General features: G+C 63.1%; 21 protein-coding genes and 1 pseudogene. 12 read left to right on the top strand and 10 right to left on the bottom strand.

What is annotated here, in order from left to right; all coding sequences use genetic code 11:
- The coding region (cysS, locus tag EN745_RS11225; protein WP_127421253.1) for a cysteine--tRNA ligase at positions 1 to 1,114 on the bottom strand (1,114 nt) is incomplete at its 3' end.
- A gap of 391 nt (positions 1,115 to 1,505) precedes the next feature.
- On the opposite strand from cysS, the gene EN745_RS11220 reads away from it, so the two are divergent.
- Positions 1,506 to 1,661, top strand: coding sequence for a hypothetical protein (locus tag EN745_RS11220; protein WP_126055693.1), 156 nt, complete (start codon positions 1,506 to 1,508; stop codon positions 1,659 to 1,661).
- A gap of 79 nt (positions 1,662 to 1,740) precedes the next feature.
- On the opposite strand, the gene EN745_RS11215 is transcribed toward EN745_RS11220, so the two are convergent.
- Positions 1,741 to 2,505, bottom strand: a complete 765-nt coding sequence (locus tag EN745_RS11215; RefSeq protein ID WP_127421252.1) for an SOS response-associated peptidase — start codon at positions 2,503 to 2,505, stop codon at positions 1,741 to 1,743.
- Positions 2,506 to 2,620: 115 nt separating this feature from the next.
- On the opposite strand from EN745_RS11215, the gene EN745_RS11210 reads away from it, so the two are divergent.
- The 4 genes from EN745_RS11210 to EN745_RS11195 all read left to right on the top strand — a co-directional run bounded on the left by EN745_RS11210 (position 2,621) and on the right by EN745_RS11195 (position 5,006).
- Positions 2,621 to 3,049, top strand: coding sequence for an NUDIX hydrolase (locus tag EN745_RS11210; protein ID WP_127421251.1), 429 nt, complete (start codon positions 2,621 to 2,623; stop codon positions 3,047 to 3,049).
- A gap of 72 nt (positions 3,050 to 3,121) precedes the next feature.
- Positions 3,122 to 3,499, top strand: coding sequence for a TIGR02301 family protein (locus EN745_RS11205; protein ID WP_127421255.1), 378 nt, complete (start codon positions 3,122 to 3,124; stop codon positions 3,497 to 3,499).
- 348 nt (positions 3,500 to 3,847) lie between these two features.
- On the top strand, positions 3,848 to 4,105 hold the full coding sequence (locus EN745_RS11200; protein WP_126059159.1) for a hypothetical protein: 258 nt from the start codon (positions 3,848 to 3,850) through the stop codon (positions 4,103 to 4,105).
- Between the two features lie 103 nt (positions 4,106 to 4,208).
- Positions 4,209 to 5,006: a hypothetical protein gene (locus EN745_RS11195; RefSeq protein WP_189347552.1), complete on the top strand. Its 798-nt coding sequence runs from the start codon at positions 4,209 to 4,211 to the stop codon at positions 5,004 to 5,006.
- Positions 5,007 to 5,018: 12 nt separating this feature from the next.
- Here EN745_RS11195 and EN745_RS11190 read toward each other — a convergent pair whose 3' ends face one another.
- A complete protein-coding gene (locus EN745_RS11190; protein ID WP_127421250.1) occupies positions 5,019 to 5,591 on the bottom strand; it encodes a hypothetical protein in 573 nt (190 codons plus the stop codon).
- Between the two features lie 91 nt (positions 5,592 to 5,682).
- Entirely contained in the window at positions 5,683 to 7,014 is a 1,332-nt protein-coding gene (locus EN745_RS11185; RefSeq protein WP_127421249.1) for a dihydroorotase, read from the bottom strand.
- 84 nt (positions 7,015 to 7,098) lie between these two features.
- Between EN745_RS11185 and EN745_RS11180 the strand changes: the two genes are divergently transcribed.
- The 6 genes and pseudogenes from EN745_RS11180 (at position 7,099) to EN745_RS11155 (ending at position 13,642) form a co-directional block, all read left to right on the top strand.
- Complete coding sequence (locus EN745_RS11180) at positions 7,099 to 7,959, top strand: folate-binding protein YgfZ (RefSeq protein WP_127421248.1); 861 nt, start codon at positions 7,099 to 7,101, stop codon at positions 7,957 to 7,959.
- Positions 7,959 to 8,597 carry an HD family hydrolase gene (locus EN745_RS11175; RefSeq protein ID WP_127406548.1) on the top strand — a complete coding sequence of 213 codons (639 nt, stop codon included), beginning with the start codon at positions 7,959 to 7,961 and terminating at the stop codon, positions 8,595 to 8,597. The genes EN745_RS11180 and EN745_RS11175 overlap by 1 nt, the downstream gene beginning before the upstream one ends.
- Before the next feature lie 125 nt (positions 8,598 to 8,722).
- Positions 8,723 to 9,553: an oxidoreductase gene (locus tag EN745_RS11170; protein ID WP_127421247.1), complete on the top strand. Its 831-nt coding sequence runs from the start codon at positions 8,723 to 8,725 to the stop codon at positions 9,551 to 9,553.
- Between the two features lie 10 nt (positions 9,554 to 9,563).
- A complete protein-coding gene (locus EN745_RS11165) occupies positions 9,564 to 10,607 on the top strand; it encodes an AraC family transcriptional regulator (protein WP_127421246.1) in 1,044 nt (347 codons plus the stop codon).
- Between the two features lie 137 nt (positions 10,608 to 10,744).
- A pseudogene (locus EN745_RS11160) lies at positions 10,745 to 11,349 on the top strand (methyltransferase domain-containing protein).
- A 154-nt stretch (positions 11,350 to 11,503) separates the two neighbouring features.
- Positions 11,504 to 13,642 carry an EAL domain-containing protein gene (locus EN745_RS11155; RefSeq protein ID WP_126055703.1) on the top strand — a complete coding sequence of 713 codons (2,139 nt, stop codon included), beginning with the start codon at positions 11,504 to 11,506 and terminating at the stop codon, positions 13,640 to 13,642.
- Positions 13,643 to 13,653: 11 nt separating this feature from the next.
- Here EN745_RS11155 and EN745_RS11150 read toward each other — a convergent pair whose 3' ends face one another.
- Positions 13,654 to 14,544, bottom strand: coding sequence for a fatty acid desaturase family protein (locus EN745_RS11150; protein ID WP_127421254.1), 891 nt, complete (start codon positions 14,542 to 14,544; stop codon positions 13,654 to 13,656).
- A gap of 111 nt (positions 14,545 to 14,655) precedes the next feature.
- Here EN745_RS11150 and EN745_RS11145 point away from each other — a divergent pair, with 111 nt between their 5' ends.
- Complete coding sequence (locus tag EN745_RS11145) at positions 14,656 to 15,594, top strand: LysR substrate-binding domain-containing protein (RefSeq protein WP_127406354.1); 939 nt, start codon at positions 14,656 to 14,658, stop codon at positions 15,592 to 15,594.
- Positions 15,595 to 15,599: 5 nt separating this feature from the next.
- On the opposite strand, the gene EN745_RS11140 is transcribed toward EN745_RS11145, so the two are convergent.
- The 5 genes from EN745_RS11140 to EN745_RS11120 form a co-directional block, all read right to left on the bottom strand.
- Positions 15,600 to 16,238, bottom strand: a complete 639-nt coding sequence (locus tag EN745_RS11140; protein ID WP_126055705.1) for a hypothetical protein — start codon at positions 16,236 to 16,238, stop codon at positions 15,600 to 15,602.
- A 99-nt stretch (positions 16,239 to 16,337) separates the two neighbouring features.
- Positions 16,338 to 16,676: a DUF3303 family protein gene (locus EN745_RS11135; protein WP_245455535.1), complete on the bottom strand. Its 339-nt coding sequence runs from the start codon at positions 16,674 to 16,676 to the stop codon at positions 16,338 to 16,340.
- Positions 16,677 to 16,781: 105 nt separating this feature from the next.
- A complete protein-coding gene (locus EN745_RS11130; protein ID WP_126055706.1) occupies positions 16,782 to 18,245 on the bottom strand; it encodes a RimK family protein in 1,464 nt (487 codons plus the stop codon).
- Between the two features lie 5 nt (positions 18,246 to 18,250).
- A complete protein-coding gene (locus tag EN745_RS11125) occupies positions 18,251 to 19,348 on the bottom strand; it encodes a peptidase C39 family protein (RefSeq protein WP_126055707.1) in 1,098 nt (365 codons plus the stop codon).
- 207 nt (positions 19,349 to 19,555) lie between these two features.
- Positions 19,556 to 20,268: anti-sigma factor (locus tag EN745_RS11120; RefSeq protein ID WP_145992007.1), on the bottom strand; the 713-nt coding region annotated here is incomplete at its 5' end.

Here is a 20,268-nt window from a genome sequence, read left to right as displayed (position 1 = left end):
CAACGACCTCCGTCGGCAATTGCCCGGCCGCCGGCGCGAGATCGGCCGCGCGCTTCCATTTGCGCAAGGTGTTTTCGGCCTCTTCCAGCTTGCGCACGGAGAAGTCGATCGGCTCACGGTAATGCGTCATCAGCATCGCCAGCCGCAGCACTTCGCCCGGCCATTTGCGGCCGCCAAAGGTCTCGGTCTCCAGCAGCTCATGGATCGAGTAGAAATTGCCGAGGCTCTTCGACATCTTCTGCCCCTCGACCTGCAGGAAGCCATTGTGCATCCACACATTGGCCATCACCTTCGTGCCGTGGGCACAGCGCGACTGGGCGATCTCGTTCTCGTGGTGCGGGAAGATCAGGTCGAGGCCGCCGCCATGGATGTCGAAGACCTCGCCGAGATAGGCGGCCGACATCGCCGAGCACTCGATGTGCCAGCCGGGCCGGCCCCTGCCCCAGGGACTTTCCCAGCCGGGCTCTTCCGGCGAGGACAGCTTCCACAAAACGAAATCGCCAGGATTCTTCTTGTGCGCGTCGACGGCGATGCGGGCGCCCGCCTGCTGCTGGTCGAGATTGCGCTTGGACAGTTCTCCGTAGTCGGGCATCGAGGCGGTGTCGAACAGTACCTCGCCCTCGGCTTCATAGGCATGGCCGCGCTCGATGAGTTGCCCGATCAGCGACAGCATGTCGGCCTTGCCGTCGGCACGGGGGGCGACGAACTCGGTGGCGCGTGGCTCGAAGGTCGGCTCGAGGCAGCCAAGGGCAGCGACATCCTTGTGATACTGGTCGGCGGTCTTTTCGGTGACGTGGCGGATCGCCTCGTTGAGCGACAGCTTTCCCGACGCGATCTGGCTGCCGAAATCACGCAGCGCCCGGGCATTTATCTTGTCGTCGACATCCGTGATGTTGCGCACATACGTAACGTGCTCCTCGCCATAGAGTTGGCGCAGCAGACGGAACAGCACGTCGAAGACGATCGCCGGCCGCGCATTGCCGATATGGGCAAAGTCGTAGACCGTCGGGCCGCAGACATACATGCGCACATTCAGCGGATCGATGGGGACGAAATCGTCCTGCGTCCGCGTCAGCGTGTTGTAGAGGCTGAGACCCTTCGATGCGTTGGACATGCGTGCCCTCCCGGTCCGTTACTGTCTTGGATGGAGCCGGCCCGCGCCGAGGCGCAAATCGGGCTCCAGCCTGCTGGCCGGGGCGTTTGTCCAATCTGGGGAAAGATGAGGCGAAAACGTCCGGACCAGCGCGAGGCTAGCCAATAATGCAAATGCCACAAATGGCGAAAAACGTTTTCATGCGCGGCTTTATCGCCCTGGCGAGTGTTGCCGTCAAGTCGCAACTTTGAGCAAACGAGTCGCCGGGTCACAGCTTATGAGACAGTGAAACATTTTATTAAACATGTCGGCACAGTGATGAAACATTCGCCGGCTAGATCGCCAGGCGTCACGATTTGGTCGGAATCGGCCATCAAACGCGGACACAGAAATGTTACCAGGGAAGAGACCAATGCCACGAAGCAAGCAGGAACCGAGCCGAGCCAAGCAACCGGCGCTCGCCAACCAATACAGGGCTATCGGACCGGCCGCGATTGTCGCCGCCCTTCTTCACACCGCGAAGAAGAAGAAGCCGGCGCAGAAGTTCATCTCGCCGCGCGCTGCCTGAACAGGCACGCAGCCGGCGCTGGGCGCTGGCGATGAGGGCGCGAACAAGCGCCTGGAAATGAAGGCCTCCACAGGCTTCGCTAGAATAGCGTCATCTGACTGTCGTCCGCGCCGGGCTTCTGGCGCCTGACCTTCCCGGGTTGTGGCCCGACAATGCCCCGCTCCTGAATCTCCGGCCCAGTGTTGGCGACCTTGTTGACAAGGTCGGAAACCGGAATTGCCTCGAAGAAATCAGGGTGAGCCGGCCGCAACAGGTCGAGCACATCGCGCGGCTCCTGCGTGCGGCAATCCAGCCAGCGGGCGAAGTCGCGCTCCTCGATCACCACCGGCATGCGGTCGTGGATATGGGCGATGCCCGAACTGGCACGGGTGGTGAGGATGGCGCCGGTGTCCATCTCGGAGCCGCCCGGCTCGGCGTAGGTCTCGATCAGTCCGGCAAAGGCAATGAGCCCACTATGCCTGGGACGGATCCAGTAAGGCTGGCCCGCGGCACCCGCGCCGGCTTGCTGCCATTCATAGAAGCCGGAGGCCGGCACCAAAGCGCGGCGATGGCGCATGGCGGTCTTGAACGAAGCCTTCTCCGCCGCCCATTCCGAGCGGGCATTGAACAGCAGCGGGAATTCCCGCGTGTCCTTGACCCAAGCCGGGATCAACCCCCAGCGCACCAGCATCGCCTGCCGGTCCGGCAGGTTGGAACCCGGCGCCCTTGGCGGACCCGCAAGCGCCATCAGCACCGGCTGCGTCGGTGCGATGTTGTAGCGGGCCGGAAACGCCTCCAGCTCCGCCAGGCCGAGAAAGGCGGCCGTCTGCTCCGGCGTGGCGGTAAGGGCAAAGCGTCCGCTCATGGCTTTGGCTCTTCGATCGGGATCGCCGTGAAAGTGGCGATGGAACCGCAGCACTGTAACCGCTAGAGCTGTCCGGTCCATAACCTCAGCCAGCAACTGACGCGATTCGAAGCGCATGAACGAGGCTCGCAAGATCATACCGGCCGTTTCCGTCGCGATCGTGCGCGGCGACAAGGTACTTCTGGTCAAGCGGGCGCGGCCACCGTCGCAAGGGCTCTATGCCTATCCGGGCGGCAAGGTCGAGCCTGGCGAGTCGCTGGCGCAAGCGGCGGCGCGCGAGCTCGAGGAGGAAACCGGGTTGCGGGCAGATGGCTACCGCCCGCTGCGCGATATCCACATCGATGGCAGCGGTGAGAATCACGCGGTCGACTATCTGCTGACGGTGTTCGGCGCGGCTTACGCCGGCGGCGAGCCGGTGGCCAGCGACGATGCCGAGACGGCGGCGTTCTATACGCTGGCCGAGATGGCCACCATGCCGCTGGCGGGAGACGTTTTCGAGGTGGCGGAGGAATTGCTGGGGGCTCGGGGAAATACAGGACCGTAGGGCCGCGAAAATCGCCTTGCAGGCGACAAAATGTTTCGCCACAAAGCCTTATCCCGTCACGACAAGGTCCTGATGACCCGCGCCTCACCCTTCCTTGCCGCATGGCTTGCCGCCAGCATGACGCTGACGGCGCCGCCGGCGCTCGCCGCCGAGGCGCCGTTCGAGCCTGGGCTGATGCGGCTGGCGGAAGTGCTGGGATCGCTTCATTTCCTGCGCAATCTCTGCGGCGAGAAGGGCGACCAGTGGCGGGTCGAAATGGAAAAGCTGCTGGCATCGGAAAACCCCGACCCTGAGCGGCGCGCCCGCTTCATCGCTTCCTTCAATCGCGGCTACCGTTCCTTCGGCGGCACCTATACGCAATGCACGGCCTCGGCGACGGAAGCCATCAGCCGCTACATGAAGGAAGGCGAGACGCTGTCGCGCGACATCGCCTCGCGCTACGGCAACTGACGGCATCCGGCCTCCCGCCCCCTCGCCACCCACAGGTTTTCAGAACCAGCGCTTGTCTATGCCGCCATCTTGGTGCAATCCTTATGTTGCACTTCTGCAACAGCGTTAACGAAACGTTACGGCGCGGATGTGAAATTAACTCAAACTGAAGGTTTTGGTGCCGCTCGCCGGCCTAATCGGCTAAGTTTGGAAACTATCGAACGCAGGCTTTTGCAACGCGACGGATTTTGGCGGGTACGACCCCAAAAATGTCGTATTTACAAAAGGTTACTCAAGCCCGCGTGTGAAAGGGACAGCCCAGGCCCGGTCTGCACAAAGGATCGCCGCTTGAACAGGGTGGACATCGCAATGGAACATGCCGTCAACGACATCGACGCGTTGGTCAGGGAGGAGAAGCGCCTGACCGCCGTGGAGAGCCACAGCGAGGCGTGGGCGGAAGGATTGTCGGCCGGCATCGAGCCGGAAATCATCGCCGAGGCAGCGCTTGAAACCGCGTTTGGCGAGATGCTGCGCGCAAATGGCGAAACCTCGGCTCTTGCCCTGCTCGACCGCATGCGTGAAAAGGTGATCGCCGGCGCCTTCGAACCGGAGCGGCTGAAGCACTGAGCCCGGTTCTTTGACGGCGGCGCGCCGTTTGGGCATCATTGCATCAAAGGCACCCAACCGGCCCGAGCAGCCCGGCGGGCTTGGGCACATGGAGAGGCAGGCGGTGAATTTTTCGACCTCAGGCCAGCCGCGCGGCCTGGTTTTCAGCCTCTGGCTTGCCGCCTTCTGCGCCGCGATTCCGCTGGCGCTCAGCCTCACGATCAGCCCTGCCCATGCCCTGAGCGAGATCAAACGCGAGGACCTGCCCTCGCCGGCGACACCATCGGCCGATGACGACATGGCGCCGCCCGGCAGCGCCGTGCCGATGCCCGATCCGCTCGGCACGACCCCGCCCGCCACCAGCCAGCCGGGCAACGCGCCCGAGGAGAGCCAGCCGGAAGGGCCTGCGAACGACGGCGGTACCGCCAGCCCGAACTCCGACCCGGACGCACCGCCGCCGGAAGTCGTCTACGACCTCGCCAAGCTGCCGGAACCGGTCAAGCGCATGCATGATCTGATCGTCGAGGCCTGCCGGAGCGGCGACATCGAGAAGCTCAGGCCGCTGATCGGCAAGGGCGATTCGATGACACAGCTGTCGCTGGGCGACATCGAGGGCGATCCGATCACCTTCCTCAAGGGGCTTGCCGGCGACTCGGAGGGTCAGGAAATCCTCGCCATCATGGAAGAGGTGCTGAGCGCCGGCTACGTCCATGTCGATGCCGGCACGCCGCAGGAACTCTATGTCTGGCCGTATTTCTTCGCCCTGCCTCTCGACAAGCTCGACGCCAAGCAGCGCGTCGAGCTGTTCAAGATCGTCACCGCCGGCGACTATAACGACATGAAGCAGTTCGGCGCCTACATCTTCTACCGCGTCGGCATTACGCCGGCCGGCCAGTGGATGTTTTTTGTTGCCGGAGATTGACAATCCGCACGTTTAATTTCTTCCGCATTTCACCCTAGCGGCATTGTCCATAACCTCGTCGGCATAGAAGTAGAAGTTCATGAAGTCTTCGGTGATGCCCATGGCTTCGGCGGTCTCAATGCATTCTTGCACGGCTTCTCCAGAGCCTTTAGAGGCAGCCAGGCATGCTCTTACTTTTTTGCCCCCAGGTTGAGCAATCTCCGGTGACGACAAGCGATGCATCAATCGATCATCGCTTCCACGGCTGCCGCGGCCAAAAATCTTCATTTGAAGCATCAATGATACTTTATTGCGATCCATGTCATATTTATGCAAATCGTCCAGGACAATTGTCCCATTCTCTATATATACTTCAAATATTTCTGTAGGACTTACTTCACCAGTCGCCACTCTATGCCAAATAGAATGAAATGCTTCATCGCAGTCACCTTCTATAACCATGTTTTTGAACGCCATTTCGTCGATATCCGAATAATTCGCTTCGAGATTTCGCGCCAGACTCTGCGTTCCGAAACCATACCAGCCGACCACTGTGGCCAGCGCGGAGACATGCAAGATTTTCAGGAGCGCATATTTGCCGTTCATGGAACGCATCTTCCGTTATCTCCATTGACGGAACTGCAGTACCCCACCGTTCGCCGTGGAAAGAGCGGAAAAATCCAATGTGGCGGAATAGCTACCTCGCCAGCGCCTCGGAGAACTCCACCGCCCTGCCCTGTCCAGGCGTAACGATCTCGCCTTCCCACATGACGCGTCTACCGCGCACGATGGTGCCGACCGGCCAGCCGGTGACCTGTTTGCCGTCATAGGGCGTCCAGCCAGCCTTCGAGCCGGCCTGCGCGTTGGTGATGGTCTGGCGGCGCTTGAGGTCGACGACCGTGAAGTCGGCGTCGTAGCCGGCAGCGATGCGGCCCTTGCGCGCCATGCCGAAAATGCGCTGCGGACCGTGGCTGGAAAGGTCGACGAAGCGCTGCAGGGTCAGCCTTCCGGCATTGACGTGGTCGAGCATGATCGGCACCAGCGTCTGCACACCGGTCATGCCGGATGGCGAGGCCGGATAGGGCTTTGCCTTCTCGGCGAGCGTGTGCGGAGCGTGGTCCGAGCCCAGAACGTCGACGATGCCTTGCGAGATGCCGTGCCAGACGCCGTCGCGATGGCGCGCGGCGCGCACCGGCGGGTTCATCTGGATCAGCGTGCCCAGTCGGGCGTAATCATCGGCGGCGAGCGTCAGATGGTGCGGCGTCGCCTCGCAGGTCGCGACATCCTTGTGCTGTTCGAGGAAGAGGATCTCTTCCGCGGTCGAGATATGCAGGACGTGGATGCGCGCGCGCGTCTGCCTGGCAATGCGCACCAGCCGCTCGGTGCAGCGCAATGCGGCGATCTCGTCGCGCCAGACCGGATGCGAGGAAGGGTCACCCTCGATCCTTTCGCCCAGCCGCTCCCGCAGCCGGAATTCGTCCTCCGAATGGAAAGCGGAACGGCGGCGTGTGTTGCGCAGGATCGAGGCGACGCCTTCGTCGTCCTCGACCAGCAGGTCGCCGGTAGACGAACCCATGAACACCTTGATGCCGGCCGCGCCCGGAAGCCGTTCGAGTTCGGCGACGTCTTCGGCATTGTCGCGGGTGCCGCCGATCCAGAAAGCGAAATCGCAATGCATGCGGCCCGTGGCGCGCCGCACCTTGTCGGCAAGGGCGGCCTCGCTGGTGGTCAGCGGGTTGGTGTTGGGCATCTCGAAGACAGCGGTGACGCCGCCCAGCACGGCCGCGCGTGAACCGGTCTCCAGATCCTCCTTGTGCTCCAATCCCGGCTCGCGGAAATGCACCTGGCTGTCGACGACGCCGGGCAAGATATGCAGGCCCTTGCAGTCGATCGTCTCGCCGGCGGAAGCCTGGCCGAGATCGCCTATCGCGGCGATGCGCCCCGCCCGCACGCCGACGTCGCGAAAACCCTCGCCGTCATGGTTGACCACCGTGCCGCCTGTCAGGATGAGGTCGTAGGTGGTGGCCATGGGCGTTTCGGTCTCTTGCGGGGGGAGTGTCAGGGGCTTACGTAAAGGCTGACCGTTTTGCAAGATCAGGCTCAATTTCCATCCATGCCCTTTGCCCTGCTGAAAGACCGCGCCCTCATTTCCGTGTCAGGCCCGGAAGCCGAGCATTTCCTGCAGAACATCCTCACCACCGATCTCGACGCGCTCAATCCCGGCGAAGCGAAGCCCGGCGCGCTGTTGACCCCGCAAGGCAAGATCCTGTTCGACTTCCTCATCTCGCGCACCGACGAGAATGGCTTCCTGCTCGAATGCCGAGCCGATGTCGCCGACGATTTCGTGCGCCGGCTGATGCTGTACCGGCTAAGAGCCAAGGCCGAGATTGCCAAGCAGGATCAGGTGCTTGTTACCGTCAAGTGGAACGAAGATTCAACCGCCTCAGATTCCGATTCAACGACGCACGCCGATACCCGCTTCCGTAACGTCGCGGTCCAGCGCAGCTATGGCGCCGCGTCGGATGGTGGCGACGCCGCCGCGTGGCAGGCGCTGCGCATCGCCAACGGCATTGCCGAAAGTGGAACCGACTATCCCCTCGGCGACGCCTTCCCGCATGATGTGCTGCTCGACGAGACCGGCGGAGTCGGCTTCAGGAAGGGCTGCTATGTCGGCCAGGAAGTGGTCTCGCGCATGCAGCATCGCGGCACTGCCAGGCGGCGTGTTCTGATCGCTTCCGCGCAAGTCCCCCTGCCCGGTCCAGGCACGGAACTGACGGTCGCCGGCCGGCCTGTCGGCACGCTTGGCTCGACCGCCGGCGCGACCGGCCTTGCGATTGCCCGCATCGACCGGGTCAAGGCGGCGCTCGACGCCGGTCAGCCGATCATGGCCGACGGAGTCACAGTTTCGCTCGCCATCCCGCCTTTCGCCAAATTCGGCTTTCCGCAGGACGCCGCCGGCGTGGAGGAGGCCTGATGGCCGCCGATCGCGCCGGGGCGCCGCCGCGCGCCTGGCAGCGCATGCTGTCAGGCCGGCGCCTCGACCTGCTCGACCCCTCGCCGCTCGACATCGAAATCGCCGACATCGCGCATGGGCTTGCCCGTGTGGCGCGCTGGAACGGCCAAACCAGCGGCGAGCACGCCTTTTCGGTCGCGCAGCATTCGCTGTTGGTGGAGGCGCTATTTTGCGAACTGGTGCCGGCGGCCTCTGCCGACGCGCGGCTGGCGGCGCTGCTGCACGATGCGCCGGAATACGTCATCGGCGACATGATCTCGCCGTTCAAGTCGGTCATGGGCGGCTCCTACAAGGATTGTGAGTTGCGCCTGCAGCGCGCCATCCATCTGCGTTTTTCGCTGCCGGCGGACCTCGGTGCCGCCTTGCGCAAGGAGATCAAGCGCGCCGACCAGATCGCCGCCTACTACGAAGCGACGCTGCTTGCTGGCTTCTCCACGGCGGAAGCGACCGAGTATTTCGGCCGGCCACGCGGTTTTTCCATCGAGCGCTTCGACTTCACGCCACGTTCGGTGACCTGGGCGCAGACGGCTTTCCTGAAGCGCTTTACGGCGCTCGAAGCGAAGCGTCCGTCTTTCGTCGCTGCGAATTCCACGACGTGAAAGAATGCTGCCGCGCGAGAGGCGCGGCAAGTTTGGCGTAATCTGCTACTGTGCTGGCGCGCTCTGTCAGTGAATGGCACTTCTGCTCGACCCTAGATTGGGCTCAAGCAAGATGAGAGGCAATCATGTTTGACAGACAGAAAAAGACAGCGCTCGTGACCGGCGCATCCTCCGGCATGGGCAAGGAAATCGCCAAGCGCCTGATTCAGGACGGCTTTCAGGTCTATGTGGCCGCGCGCCAGATCGACAGGATGGAAGACCTCGCGGCGCTCGGGGCACGCCCGTTGCGCATGGACATTTCGAAAGGCGCGGAGATCGACGCGGCTGTCGCCAGCGTCCTCGCCGAAGTCGACAGTGTCGACGTGCTCGTGAACAATGCGGGGTTCGGTCTCTACGGGCCGGTCGAGGATATCGGACTCGATGAAGCGCGCTATCAGTTCGAGGTCAACGTCTTTGGTCCGGCCCGGCTGACGCAACTTCTGCTGCCGGCCATGCGCAAGAAGAAGGCCGGCACGATCGTCAACATCACCTCGATGGGCGGCAAGATCTATACCCTGCTCGGCGCCTGGTATCATGCGACCAAGCATGCGCTGGAGGGCTGGTCGGATAGCCTTCGGCTCGAACTCGCACCCTTCGGCATCACGGTCGTGGTCGTCGAGCCCGGCCTGATCGAAACCGGATTTGGCGACGTCGTCGCTGACGGGCTTCTAAAGCGATCAGGGGCTAGCGCCTATGCCAAAGTGGCCCAAACGGTGGCGAATACGACGAAAGCGAGCTACGGCCATGGCCGCGGCAGCGACCCCCGCGTCATCGCCGATGTGGTCTCGACCGCCGTCAGGTCGACCAGACCGCGGACCCGATACGCCGCCGGCAAGTATGCGAAAATGATGATCGGTGTCAGGAAGTGGTTGGGCGATCGCATGTTCGACCGCCTCATCCTAAGCCAGATGCGGTGAAGGAAAGAAGATGAGCGGGATTCCGGCCGACAAATGCAAGGTGCCTCGCGCATTCTGGAACGCCGTGGAGCGCCTCGGCCTGCCTGCGTCCGGGGTGTTGCGGCAGGCCCGGCTTCCCGCCTCCCTTCATCTCAGCGAAAAAGCCTTTGTCACCACCGCTCAATATTTCGCGCTCTGGCGGGCCCTTGAAGAACTGTCCGCGGAACCGACTCTGGGCATAAAGCTGGTCCAGGCCGCCGACACCGCAATCCATCCACCCTCCACGCTGGCCGCCTTTCACGCGCGAGATTACCGTGACGGCATAGCCCGCATCGCGCGCTTCAAGCGGCTCTGCACGCCCGAGCAGCTGAATGTTGCCGAAGCGGCCGGCGGATGCACGATAAGCTCCGAATGGCTTTACGCCACGGAGCCGGCGCCCGCGATTGCCACCGACGTCGCCTTTGCCATGGTCGTCGAACTCGGCCGACGGGGAACGGGACAGCATCTTACGCCCTGGCGTGTCGAACTCACGCGTCCCGATGCTGAGAGCCACGTACACCGGGACTACTTCGGATGTCCGGTCCGCTATGGCGCCCGGCGCGACCTGCTGGTCCTGCGGTCCAGCGATCTCGATCGCCCTTTTCCCGGCCACAACCCCGAGCTTCTTGATATCCTCACACCGGCGCTCGCTGCAGCGCTGGGCGAGCTTCTGGCAAAAAGCTCCGTGGCCGAGCAGGTGAAGATCGTTCTGAAGAGAAATCTGGCGAGTGGGAGACCAGAGCTTTCCGACATCGCGCGTGAGCTTGGAACGAGCGAACGCACGCTGCAGCGGCGAATCACCGAGGAAGGAACGAGCTTCCGCGAGCTTCTGGTCGAGGCGCGACAGGAACTCGGCAGGCAATTACTATCGGATCCAACGGCCGACATTGACGAGGTCGCCTGCCTGCTCGGTTACCAGGATGCGAGCTCGTTCTATCGCGCATTCCGGGAGTGGGAGGGCACGACCCCCAACCGCTGGCGGGAACTCAACTTCAGCGGCCTGAAACGGGCGGCTTCCGACAGCCTCATGCACTAAACCGGTGCTGCCCCGAGTTCGCCTTTGTCGTTGGCGTTCTCCGCAAATGCATTGGCGCCCTCTGTTACTGTGCCGTGCACAAGCAGCCGCTATCCAGATCCTCGTCGAATTCTCACTGGCTTCTTCCGAGGACGTGGATGCAGAACGATTTCTGGATGTTTTTTCGGTCCTGGCTTGCCGCTCCGCTCCGGGTTGCGGCAATCGCACCGTCCGGCAGCGCGCTTGCCAGGATCATGACGCAGGACATCACTTCCAGAACCGGTCCTGTTATCGAGCTTGGGCCCGGCACCGGCGTCTTCACGGCAAAACTGCTCGAGCGAGGCGTGCGGCCGGAAGACCTCACCCTCGTCGAATACGGCGCAAATTTCGCGCGGCATTTGGAAACCCGTTTTCCGCGGGCGCGCGTGCTTCGCATGGACGCCGCCCGCGTGGGGGATATCAAATTCCGCAATGAGGCATCCGTCGGGGCGGCCATCAGTGGCTTGCCGCTGCTGAGCCCGACCACAAGGTGATAGCAATCCTCGACGGGGCTTTCGCGCATCTGAAGCCTGGCGGGGCATTCTACCAATTCACCTACGGTCCGCGATGCCCGGTCGCGCGACCGATCCTTGAGGGATTAGGCCTCAGCGCAACGCATATAGGACGCACTATGCTGAACGTTCCGCCGGCGGCGGTCTACCGGATTGTGCGCCACCCAGCGAGGGCGCCAAGGGACAGAACCGTTGCAACGGTCACCCCATAGATCGGGCTGAAACGGCCTCCCAGGACGAGCGCTTCACGGCGCTCGAAGCGAGGCGTCAGGCAACGGTTACGCTGCATTCCGCCAGCTGAACAAACGCTAAATTAACCGGAGACTACCACAGTAGCCGGTCAGTTCACGGTCCGCAGGCGCGAATATGCCCGTCGCTCAGGTCAAGGCTGGTTCGCCCGCGCGCAGGCGCCGCGCGGCGGGCATCGGCCCGACAAAGCGTATCGAAGACGAATTGCGCGAGCAGAACGAACGCTTCTCGGCTGCCGTCGAGAACATGTCGCACGGCCTGTGCATGTTCGACGCCGACGAGCGGATGATCATCTGCAACCGCCACTACCTCGACATCTTCTGCCTCGACCCCGCCATCGTGCGGCCCGGCATACGCTTCTTCGACATCCTCCAGCACAGCGTCGAGATCGGCGTCGCCTCGCACAGCGCGGCGGATCTATACGCCATCCGCAAGCCCTATATCGACGGGGCGAAGCCCTCGACCTATGAGGAAACGCTGTCGGATGGCCGCATCATCGACATCTCGCATCGGCCGCTGGCTTCGGGCGGCTGGGTGTCGATCTACGAGGACATCACCGTGCAGCGGCGCGCCGAGCTGGAGCTGAAAGAGCAGCATCGTCGCTTCGACGCAGCGCTGGCCAACATGTCGCAAGGCCTGCTGATGTATGACGCGGACGGCAAGATGATTGTCCGCAATGAGCGTTTTCTGGAACTCTACAACGTGACCGCCGCGGATTTCCCGCTGGGAACGACCCATCGTGACGCGCTCGAACGGCTGGTGGAGCTCGGCATCTATACGAAGATCGATGTCGATAGCGAAGTCGCCAAGACCGAAGCCTGCCGGAAAGCGGCGAAAATACACTCGACATACCGCCACCTTAGCGATGGCAGGACGCTTTTGGTCACACGACGACCGATGAGCGGCGGCTGGGTGGCAACTTTCGACGACGTCACCGAGCGCCAGCTTGTCGAAGAGCGCATGACCCATCTCGCGCATCATGACACGCTGACCAACCTGCCCAACCGTTCGATGTTCCGCGAGCGCCTCGACAAGGCCTTGAGCGAGGCGACGGTCGCGCCGATGGCGATCTTCTCGCTCGACCTGGACCGCTTCAAGGCGGTCAACGACACCTTTGGGCACCCGGCCGGTGACTGGCTGCTCAAATGCGTGGCCGAACGGCTGCAGCGCTGCCTGCGCAACGAAACGGATGTCGTCGCCCGCTTCGGCGGCGACGAATTCGCCATCATCCAGTTCAACGTCAAGGGCGCCGACGACGCCGAAAGGCTGGCCAAGCGCATTGTCGAAGTCATCGGCAAGCCCTATCGCGACAAGAGCCGCGACATGCATGTCGGCATCAGCCTTGGCATCGCGCTCTACCCCAACGATGGCAAGGATGCCGACACGCTGTTGAAGAATGCCGACATGGCGCTTTATCGCGGCAAGAGCGAGGGCCGCAACGTCTACCGGTTCTTCGAGCCCGGCATGGATGCGATGGTGCGGGCGCGGCAGGTGCTCGAAACCGACCTCGAGGCAGCGCTGCCACGGCACGAGTTCGAGCTGGAGTTCCAGCCGATCATGAACATCCCCTCCGGCGAGGTCGTCGGCGCTGAAGCCCTGATGCGCTGGCATTCGCCGACGCGCGGCCGGGTGTCGCCCGATGATTTCATACCGGCCGCCGAGGAAACCGGGCTGATCGTGCAATTGGGCGACTGGGCGCTGCGGAAGGCCTGCACGGCGGCAGCGGGCTGGCCGCATGCGATGCGCATCGCCGTCAACGTCTCGGCCGTGCAGATCAAGAGCGGCACCTTTGCCCGCAGCGTGATTGCGGCGCTGGCCTTCTCCGGTGTGCCGGCCGACCGGTTGGAGCTCGAAATCACCGAAACGGTGCTGATGGACGAGAGCGACACTGTGCTGAAGACGCTCGGCCAGCTGCGCGATCTCGGCATCCGCATCGCGCTCGACGATTTCGGCACCGGTTACTCCTCGCTGGGCTATCTCCGGCGCTTCCCGGTCGACAAGATAAAGATCGACCGCTCCTTCATCCGCGACATCGATAACCGCGACACCGCGGCGATCGTGCGCGCAGTGATCGGGCTCGGCGCGCAACTCGGCATCACCGTCACCGCCGAAGGCGTCGAGACAGAAGCGCAGCTCGACATGCTGCGCGAGGCCGGCTGCGTCGAGGCGCAAGGCTACCTGATCGGCGTGCCGTCGACGGCGGCGGAGATCAACCGGCTGCTGAGAACGGGGACGGCTCTGCGCCGGTCCGGATGAATGGAGAACGCTCAGCGTAGCGTCTCGATGTACTTTTCGTGGAAGCTGACATAGCCGGGCTCAATCAACTTGAGATGGCGCTCGATCAGCCCGTGGAACTCCGGCAACCGATGGAATGGCACGCCGGGATAGGCGTGATGCTCGGCATGGAAGGGCATGTTCCAGGCAAGCTTGCGCACCAACCAGTTGGTCAGCGTCGTCCTGGTGTTCTCCAGCATGTTGGCGACGAAGGGGCAACGGCCGTGCTCGGCGAGCAGATAGAGCCTGAGGAACGGCTGTCCGAGCAGCGCCGGCAGGATCCAAACGTAAAGCAGCACCGTTGCCTTGAACCAGAGCGCGAGCAACAGCACGGCGGCGTAGACGGCGATCATGGCGCGCGCCTCGGCGCGCACCTTCGGACGCCCCTTCGGGGGCACGTAGGTCTCATGGCCACCACCAGTCGCGTTGGTGTAGAGCGTCTTGAAGTGGCCCCACCATACCGGGAGACCCGAAACTTGGACGATGTATTGCCGCAGGGTTTCGGGCTTCGGAAAGGCGAGTTCCGGGTCGTTGTCCGGATCCTGGGTGAAGCGGTGGTGGGCGAAATGGAAATAGCGGAACCAGTCGGCGGGCAGTACGATCGCCAGGCTGCACAGCCGCGCGACGGCATCGTTCAGCCACTGCGTCTCGAAGGCGGTGCGATGCACCGTCTCATGCAGCAGCGTGAACAGGAAGACGATCAATATGCCTTGCGGTAGCATCAGCAACGGCCAGAACGGCACCTTGGCGGCGATCAGGCCTCCGAGCAGCAGGATGGCGCCGAAATGGGCAGCGAGCTGAATGAGCCCCGGGCCGTCCGACTTGCCGGTCAGGCGACTGCGCTCCTCATTGGTAAGCGATGCGATGACGTCGCGATGGTCCATGGTTCGTTCCGGCTGCTCGACTTTGTTCACGCACATTAGCCACAAAGAAACCTTTCTAAAAATGAGGATTTCTGCAATCTAGATAAGTTCAACTTATCTTATGGATTGCCCGTGGCCACGCTACCCTCACTGAAAGGACTGCAAGCCTTCGAGGCGGCGGCGCGCGCCGGGAGCTTTGTCGCGGCTGCGGAAGAGCTGTCGATCTCGGCGGCCGCGGTCAGCCAGCTCATCCGCACCGTCGAGGCGCAGATGGGCCGCAAGCTGTTCCATCGCGTCAACCGGCGCGTCGTGATGACCGAAGCCGGCGTGGAGATGCTGCCCAGGTTGACCATGGCCTTCCAGGAGATCGGCAGCGTCTCGCGCGAGGTCAGCGGCGGCGCATTCCGCCCCCGGCTCGTCGTGTCGGTGCCGCCTTCCATGGCGATGGGCTGGCTTTCCGAGCGTCTCTCCGGCTTTGTCGCCAGCCACGGCGCCGTCGACATCTCGCTCAGGGGCGACGACGATCCGGTGCCGTTCGACCGCGAGCTGATCGACATCAGGCTCTCTTACGGTCCGCATTATCGCGAGCACCCGACCGAGGACATCGTCCGGGACGCCGTCTATCCCGTCTGCGCGCCGGCGCTGACCGGCGCGATGAAGCGTGACGGCCTCGCCGGCCTGCCGCTGATCCATACGGACTGGGGACCGACCGGCGCGTCGTTCCCGTCCTGGCGCAACTGGTTCGAGGCGGCGGGGATCGATCCGGGCCGATCGGCGCGGCGCGGCCTGTCGGCAAACTCGTCACGGGCAGCGCTCGACCTCGCCATTTCAGGGCTAGGCGTGGCGCTCGCCCAGGGAATCTACTGCGCCCAGGCGCTCGAAGACGGCCGGCTGGTTCGGCCGGTCCTCCGCACGGCGGACCTGCGCCAGCCCTATTGCCTGACGATCCCAGAGCGCAGCGCCCGGCGCGACGTTGTGGCGGCATTCCGCGATTGGCTGATCGAGGAATGCGCGCGCGCCGTCAGATCGCCGGCGCTTATGGCTAATTTCGCCGATCAAGCATCCCCGTAGTAAGCCTACGGTCGCATCCTTTGGCCGAATTGACCTGGAATGCGCCGGGCCGGTTCCGCTGCGACGGCCTGCCTCACCGGCTCGGCCCGAGGCCCGTGGGCAAATCCGCCCGGCACGAACCCGAGCAGTATGATCGCGGCGATGAAGCCGTATTGCAGGACCTCGAAGGTAAGCGGCGGAAGGCTTCCCGGAAGAACCGAGACAGCCAGTTTCGGAGCAAGAACGCCGAAACCCACCGTGGCTGGCCAGCCAATGTCACGCACACGCGCCAACACCATCCATATCATCGCAACAATGGTCGCGAAGCCCATCGCCACGAGCATGGAGATGTAGATCGTTCCGATGGCGGAGTTCTTTGCCTCCATGGCGAGCGCCTGAACCACCATGCCCGAGGCATGCTCTCGCACCGACTCCGGCTGTGGATGCATGCCTTGATCGGGAGTCTTCAACCCTTCGACAAAGGACCTCTGGCTCTGGGCGATATTGGCGCCGTTGGATGCGTAGACCTGATCCTGGATGCCCTCTTTTGTTCCAACCAGAAAATGCTCGATCGGGCCCTTGGCAAAATCGAATCCAACAAGGAAAAGCAGCAGGCAGAAATATAGTATCTGGCCGCAACTTCCCGATTGAAACAGCTTCATCATCTATTCAAAATCCCCAAGCAACCCTCAATATCTGCGGGTAGCATGATGGGCTTAAGCTGCGGTTAGACGGTTCGCTCCAAATTAAGCAAATGGCTGCGGTCAGAGATGCCCGGCCAAAGCCGCAACCATGTCCTTGTTGGTGGCGACTGGAATGATCTCGAACTCCACCAGATCATTCCATTCGATGGCCCAACGCTGCAGGAGCGTGACGTCGTCGGCTTCCACCAACAGGAAGCAGCGGCTCATATCTGCCGCGATCCAGCTGTGGTGGACGACAAGCTCATCCGGCTTCAGCCGGCCCCGGTCGCGGAAGCGACGGTAGATCTCCTTGCGGTCGCAGCCGTGAAAATCCTCGATCACGAAAAACAGCATGCTTTTCCCCCAGTTTGAGCGAACAGGAATTGAGGAACTGGAGAATTGAGTGGCTAGCGCAGCCATCCGTCCTAACTTCCTCAGTTCCTCACTTCCCTAGTTCTTCAGTTCCTCAATTCCCCAGTTCCTCAATTCCCCAGTTCCCCAGTTCCTCAATTCCGTTCCCGGCCGCTACCGCCCGGGCCGCTCCAGCCGGTCCAGGAACCACTGCGTCAGCCGCACCCAGACCTCGTCCTTCTCGCCCGAATCCTCCCAGCCGTGGTCGAGATTGGGATTGTCGTTGACCTCGATGACGAAGACGCCATCCTTGGTCTCCTTGAGGTCGACGCCATAGAGGCCGTCGCCGATGCAGCGCGCCGCCTTGACCGCCGTCTCGACGACATGATGCGGCGTCTCCTTCAGCGTGAAGGTCTTGATGCCGCCCTGGTCGGGCTTGCCATTGGCCTTGTGGTTGACGATCTGCCAGTGCTTCTTGGCCATCAGGTAGTGCACGGCAAACAGCGGCTGACCGCCGAGCACGCCGACACGCCAGTCATATTCGGTCGGGATGAATTTCTGCGCGATCAGGAGATCGGAATCCTCCAGCCATTCGGTGGCGAGCCGGGTCAGTTCCTCGAGGTTCCCGCATTTCTTGACGCCGCGCGAAAACGAGGAATCCGGGATCTTCAACACCAGCGGGAAGCCCAGCGTCTGCGCTGCCAGCTCCAGATCCGAGGTGCCGGCAATGATGACGGTCGGCGGCACCGGCACCTTGTTGTAGGTCATCAGCTCGTTCAGATAGACCTTGTTGGTGCAGCGGATCATCGACAGCGGATCGTCGATGACGGGCATGCCTTCCTGTTGCGCCCGGCGGGCGAAGCGGTAGGTGTGGTTGGAGATCGAGGTGGTCTCGCGGATGAACAGCGCGTCGTAGTTGGCGAGCTTGGCCAGATCCTTCCTGGTGATCGGCTCGATTTCGACGCCCATCTTCTCGGCGATCCGCGCCCAGTAGCGCAGCGAGGAAATCTCGGACGGCGGCAATTCCTCATGCGGATCGACCAGCGTAGCGAAGGTGTAGCGCGCCGGGGTGCGGCCCTTGGTGTCTCGCCATTCGCGGTTGGTGTAGGTCTCCAGGCACTGCAGGAAGAAGGCTTCCTCATCATCGGTCATGCGGGCCAGCGGCAGGAAGCCGATCTTGCGGATCGAGGCCCATTCGGCGCTGTCCTTGATGTGAACCTCCAGCGCCGGCGCGCGGAACCAGTCGAAGAGCAGCTTGGCGAAACGGTCCCACACCTTGGAGGGGCCGATGCCGAAGAAGATGGCGACCTTGGCAGGGAAAACGCCGCCGAGATCCTTGCGGCATTTGTTGAGCGCAAGCTCCAGTTCGGGCAGCGCATGCTCGTAGAGCTTGCGCTCCGACAGGTCGATCATGGTCTCGACCGTCGGGATCACCTTGTGGCCGCGCGAACCGGCGAGCAACGAGGCATAGTAGCCGCGGCTCTGGTAGCCGTAATTGTTCGACAGGTTGATGACCTTCGGCCGCTGGCCGCGAAACAGCGAAGGATGGGCAAGATAATCACGGTTGGTGATGATCTTGTGCGGCGTCGCCACCTGGTCGAGGTCGTTCTGCCTTCCGGTAAGGATGACCCAGGTCATTGTCTTCAGCGCTTCCCTAGAATGATGGCGGCACGCAATCCGTCACGGCCGAACTGCGCCATGTTCATGAAGATGCCGTAAGGCACGGGAATATTGGCCGCATCAAGGATCGTCTCCTGCCGCTCGTCCTCGACCCAGGGATCGTGGATCAGGATATGGTCGCCGTCGTCGCCGATCGCCAGCACCCAGTGCGGAACCTTCTTGCCGAACATCAGGAAGCCGCTGATCAGCACCAGCACCAGCTTTCCCCCGGCGATGGCGTTGCGAACATCGTCGAGGGCGAATGAACGGTAATTCACCGGAATGCCGTAAAGTTCCGCGCGGCGGCGGAAGTCGACCTGGGCAAGCTCCATCACCCGGCGCTTGTCCTCGCTGCGCACCGATTGCAGGAACAGCGCGCCATGGAAGGAGACGAAGATCTCCGCCGCGAGCCCGCTTTCATAGCCGGCCACCGCCAGTCCGAACGGCTCGCAACCGCCAGGCCCAGACATCATGAAGACAGTGGTCGCCTCGCGCCACAGGCGGATTTCCATCACCGGATCGGGCACGAAACCGTGGTCGAAATTGGCCATCGCCATCATCAGGCAGCATGGTCCGCAGGTGAACTCGCAGGTCTGCGGATAGAACGGCACCATGGTGGCGATCGGCACGTCGCCGCGCAGCGTCTTTTCGTAGCGTAGCGCGGTGGCGCCGTCCTCATAGTAGTCCGGCTCGCGGCCGATCTTGCGGTAGCCGGCCTGCTCGTAGACGCGGATGGCGCGATGATTGTCTTCGCGCACTTCGAGGCGCAGCATCATACGGTCGTGCTCGAAGGCCGCCTCCTCCGCTGCCGCCAGGAGTTGACGGCCGATGCCGAGCTGGCCGAAGAAGGGACCGACGGCGATGGAATAGAGACGGGCGACGCCGCTGCCCTTGCGAAACAGCACCACGGCATAGCCGGCGACGCGGCCATCGCTTTCGGCAACCAGCATTTCGGCGGTCTCGCGCTCGATCAGCTGGCGGAAGGAGCGGCGCGACATGCGGTCGCTTGAAAAGACGGCCTTCTCGATGGCGGCGAGGTCATCGACGTCGGACACGCGGGCCTTGCGGATCTCGGCAGGCATGCGGGCTTCAGAAAACCTCGATTGGATTGTGGAAACGGCCCCGGTCGAAACATCGGTATACCGGCGCAATCACCGGTATTCGTCAAGCGCTTTCGCACCTCGATTAGGGCCGAATTGTGACAGGCTGAATAGTGGTCCAATGCTGAAGGAGCGCTGTACTGGCGCGCTGTTTTCGGAATGGCGCCGATGTCAGAAAAACGCCGGTTTTCAACTGGCAAGGCCGGCCAGAAGCTGGCCGTAGGCACTCTTGGCGACGGCCGCCAGACGCTCGCGCGGCAGCGAGCCGACGACGGCGCAGCCATAGCCCTCGTCCAGCCAGTAGACAGCCTCGGGACCGTCAGCCTCGGCCGCGTAGGTGCCCTTGGACTTTCCGGCCGATTCGGCGGTCACGAACAGCGAGATGCGCTCGCCTTTGGCGTCCTCGTAGAGCAGCATCGCCGCCTTGCCCTGGCCGGCCGGCAGCAACCGGCCGCCAACGAGCTGGAAGCCTTCAGCCACGAGATCGGGAGCGACCAGCTTCAGGCCGACGCGGTTGGAGAGCCAGGTCTGCAGATGGTCCTTGTCGCTCGCCGGCACCTCGACCGCATGGCGGTTCTCGGCGGCATAGATGACGTGGGCGGCGATCGCCTGCTCGGCGAGCAGGTCCTCGCTTTCGCCTCCCCTGCCGATGCCATCAATGCCGGCGACATAGCCGGCGAGCCCGCCGATCACCAGCACCGCTGCTGCGGCGGCCGAAAGCCACCAGCGCGCGCGCCACGCTGTCGTCCTCGCCGGCGCCTCGCCGAACACGGCCTGCTTCAGCCGTGCCGGCACCGGTTCGTCGAGCACGCCGGCAAAGGCGGCGCGAAGGCCCGCCCGGTCGGCGACGAAGCGGGCGGCCCTTGCCTTCATTTCGGGATTGGCCTCGAGCCAGGCCTCAT

Source organism: Mesorhizobium sp. M4A.F.Ca.ET.022.05.2.1 (genome assembly GCF_003998845.1).
In the GTDB taxonomy this organism is placed as follows: Bacteria; Pseudomonadota; Alphaproteobacteria; order Rhizobiales; family Rhizobiaceae; genus Mesorhizobium.
The sequence above is the reverse complement of the archived record's forward strand: the minus strand, read 5'-3'. Positions and strand labels throughout refer to the sequence as shown.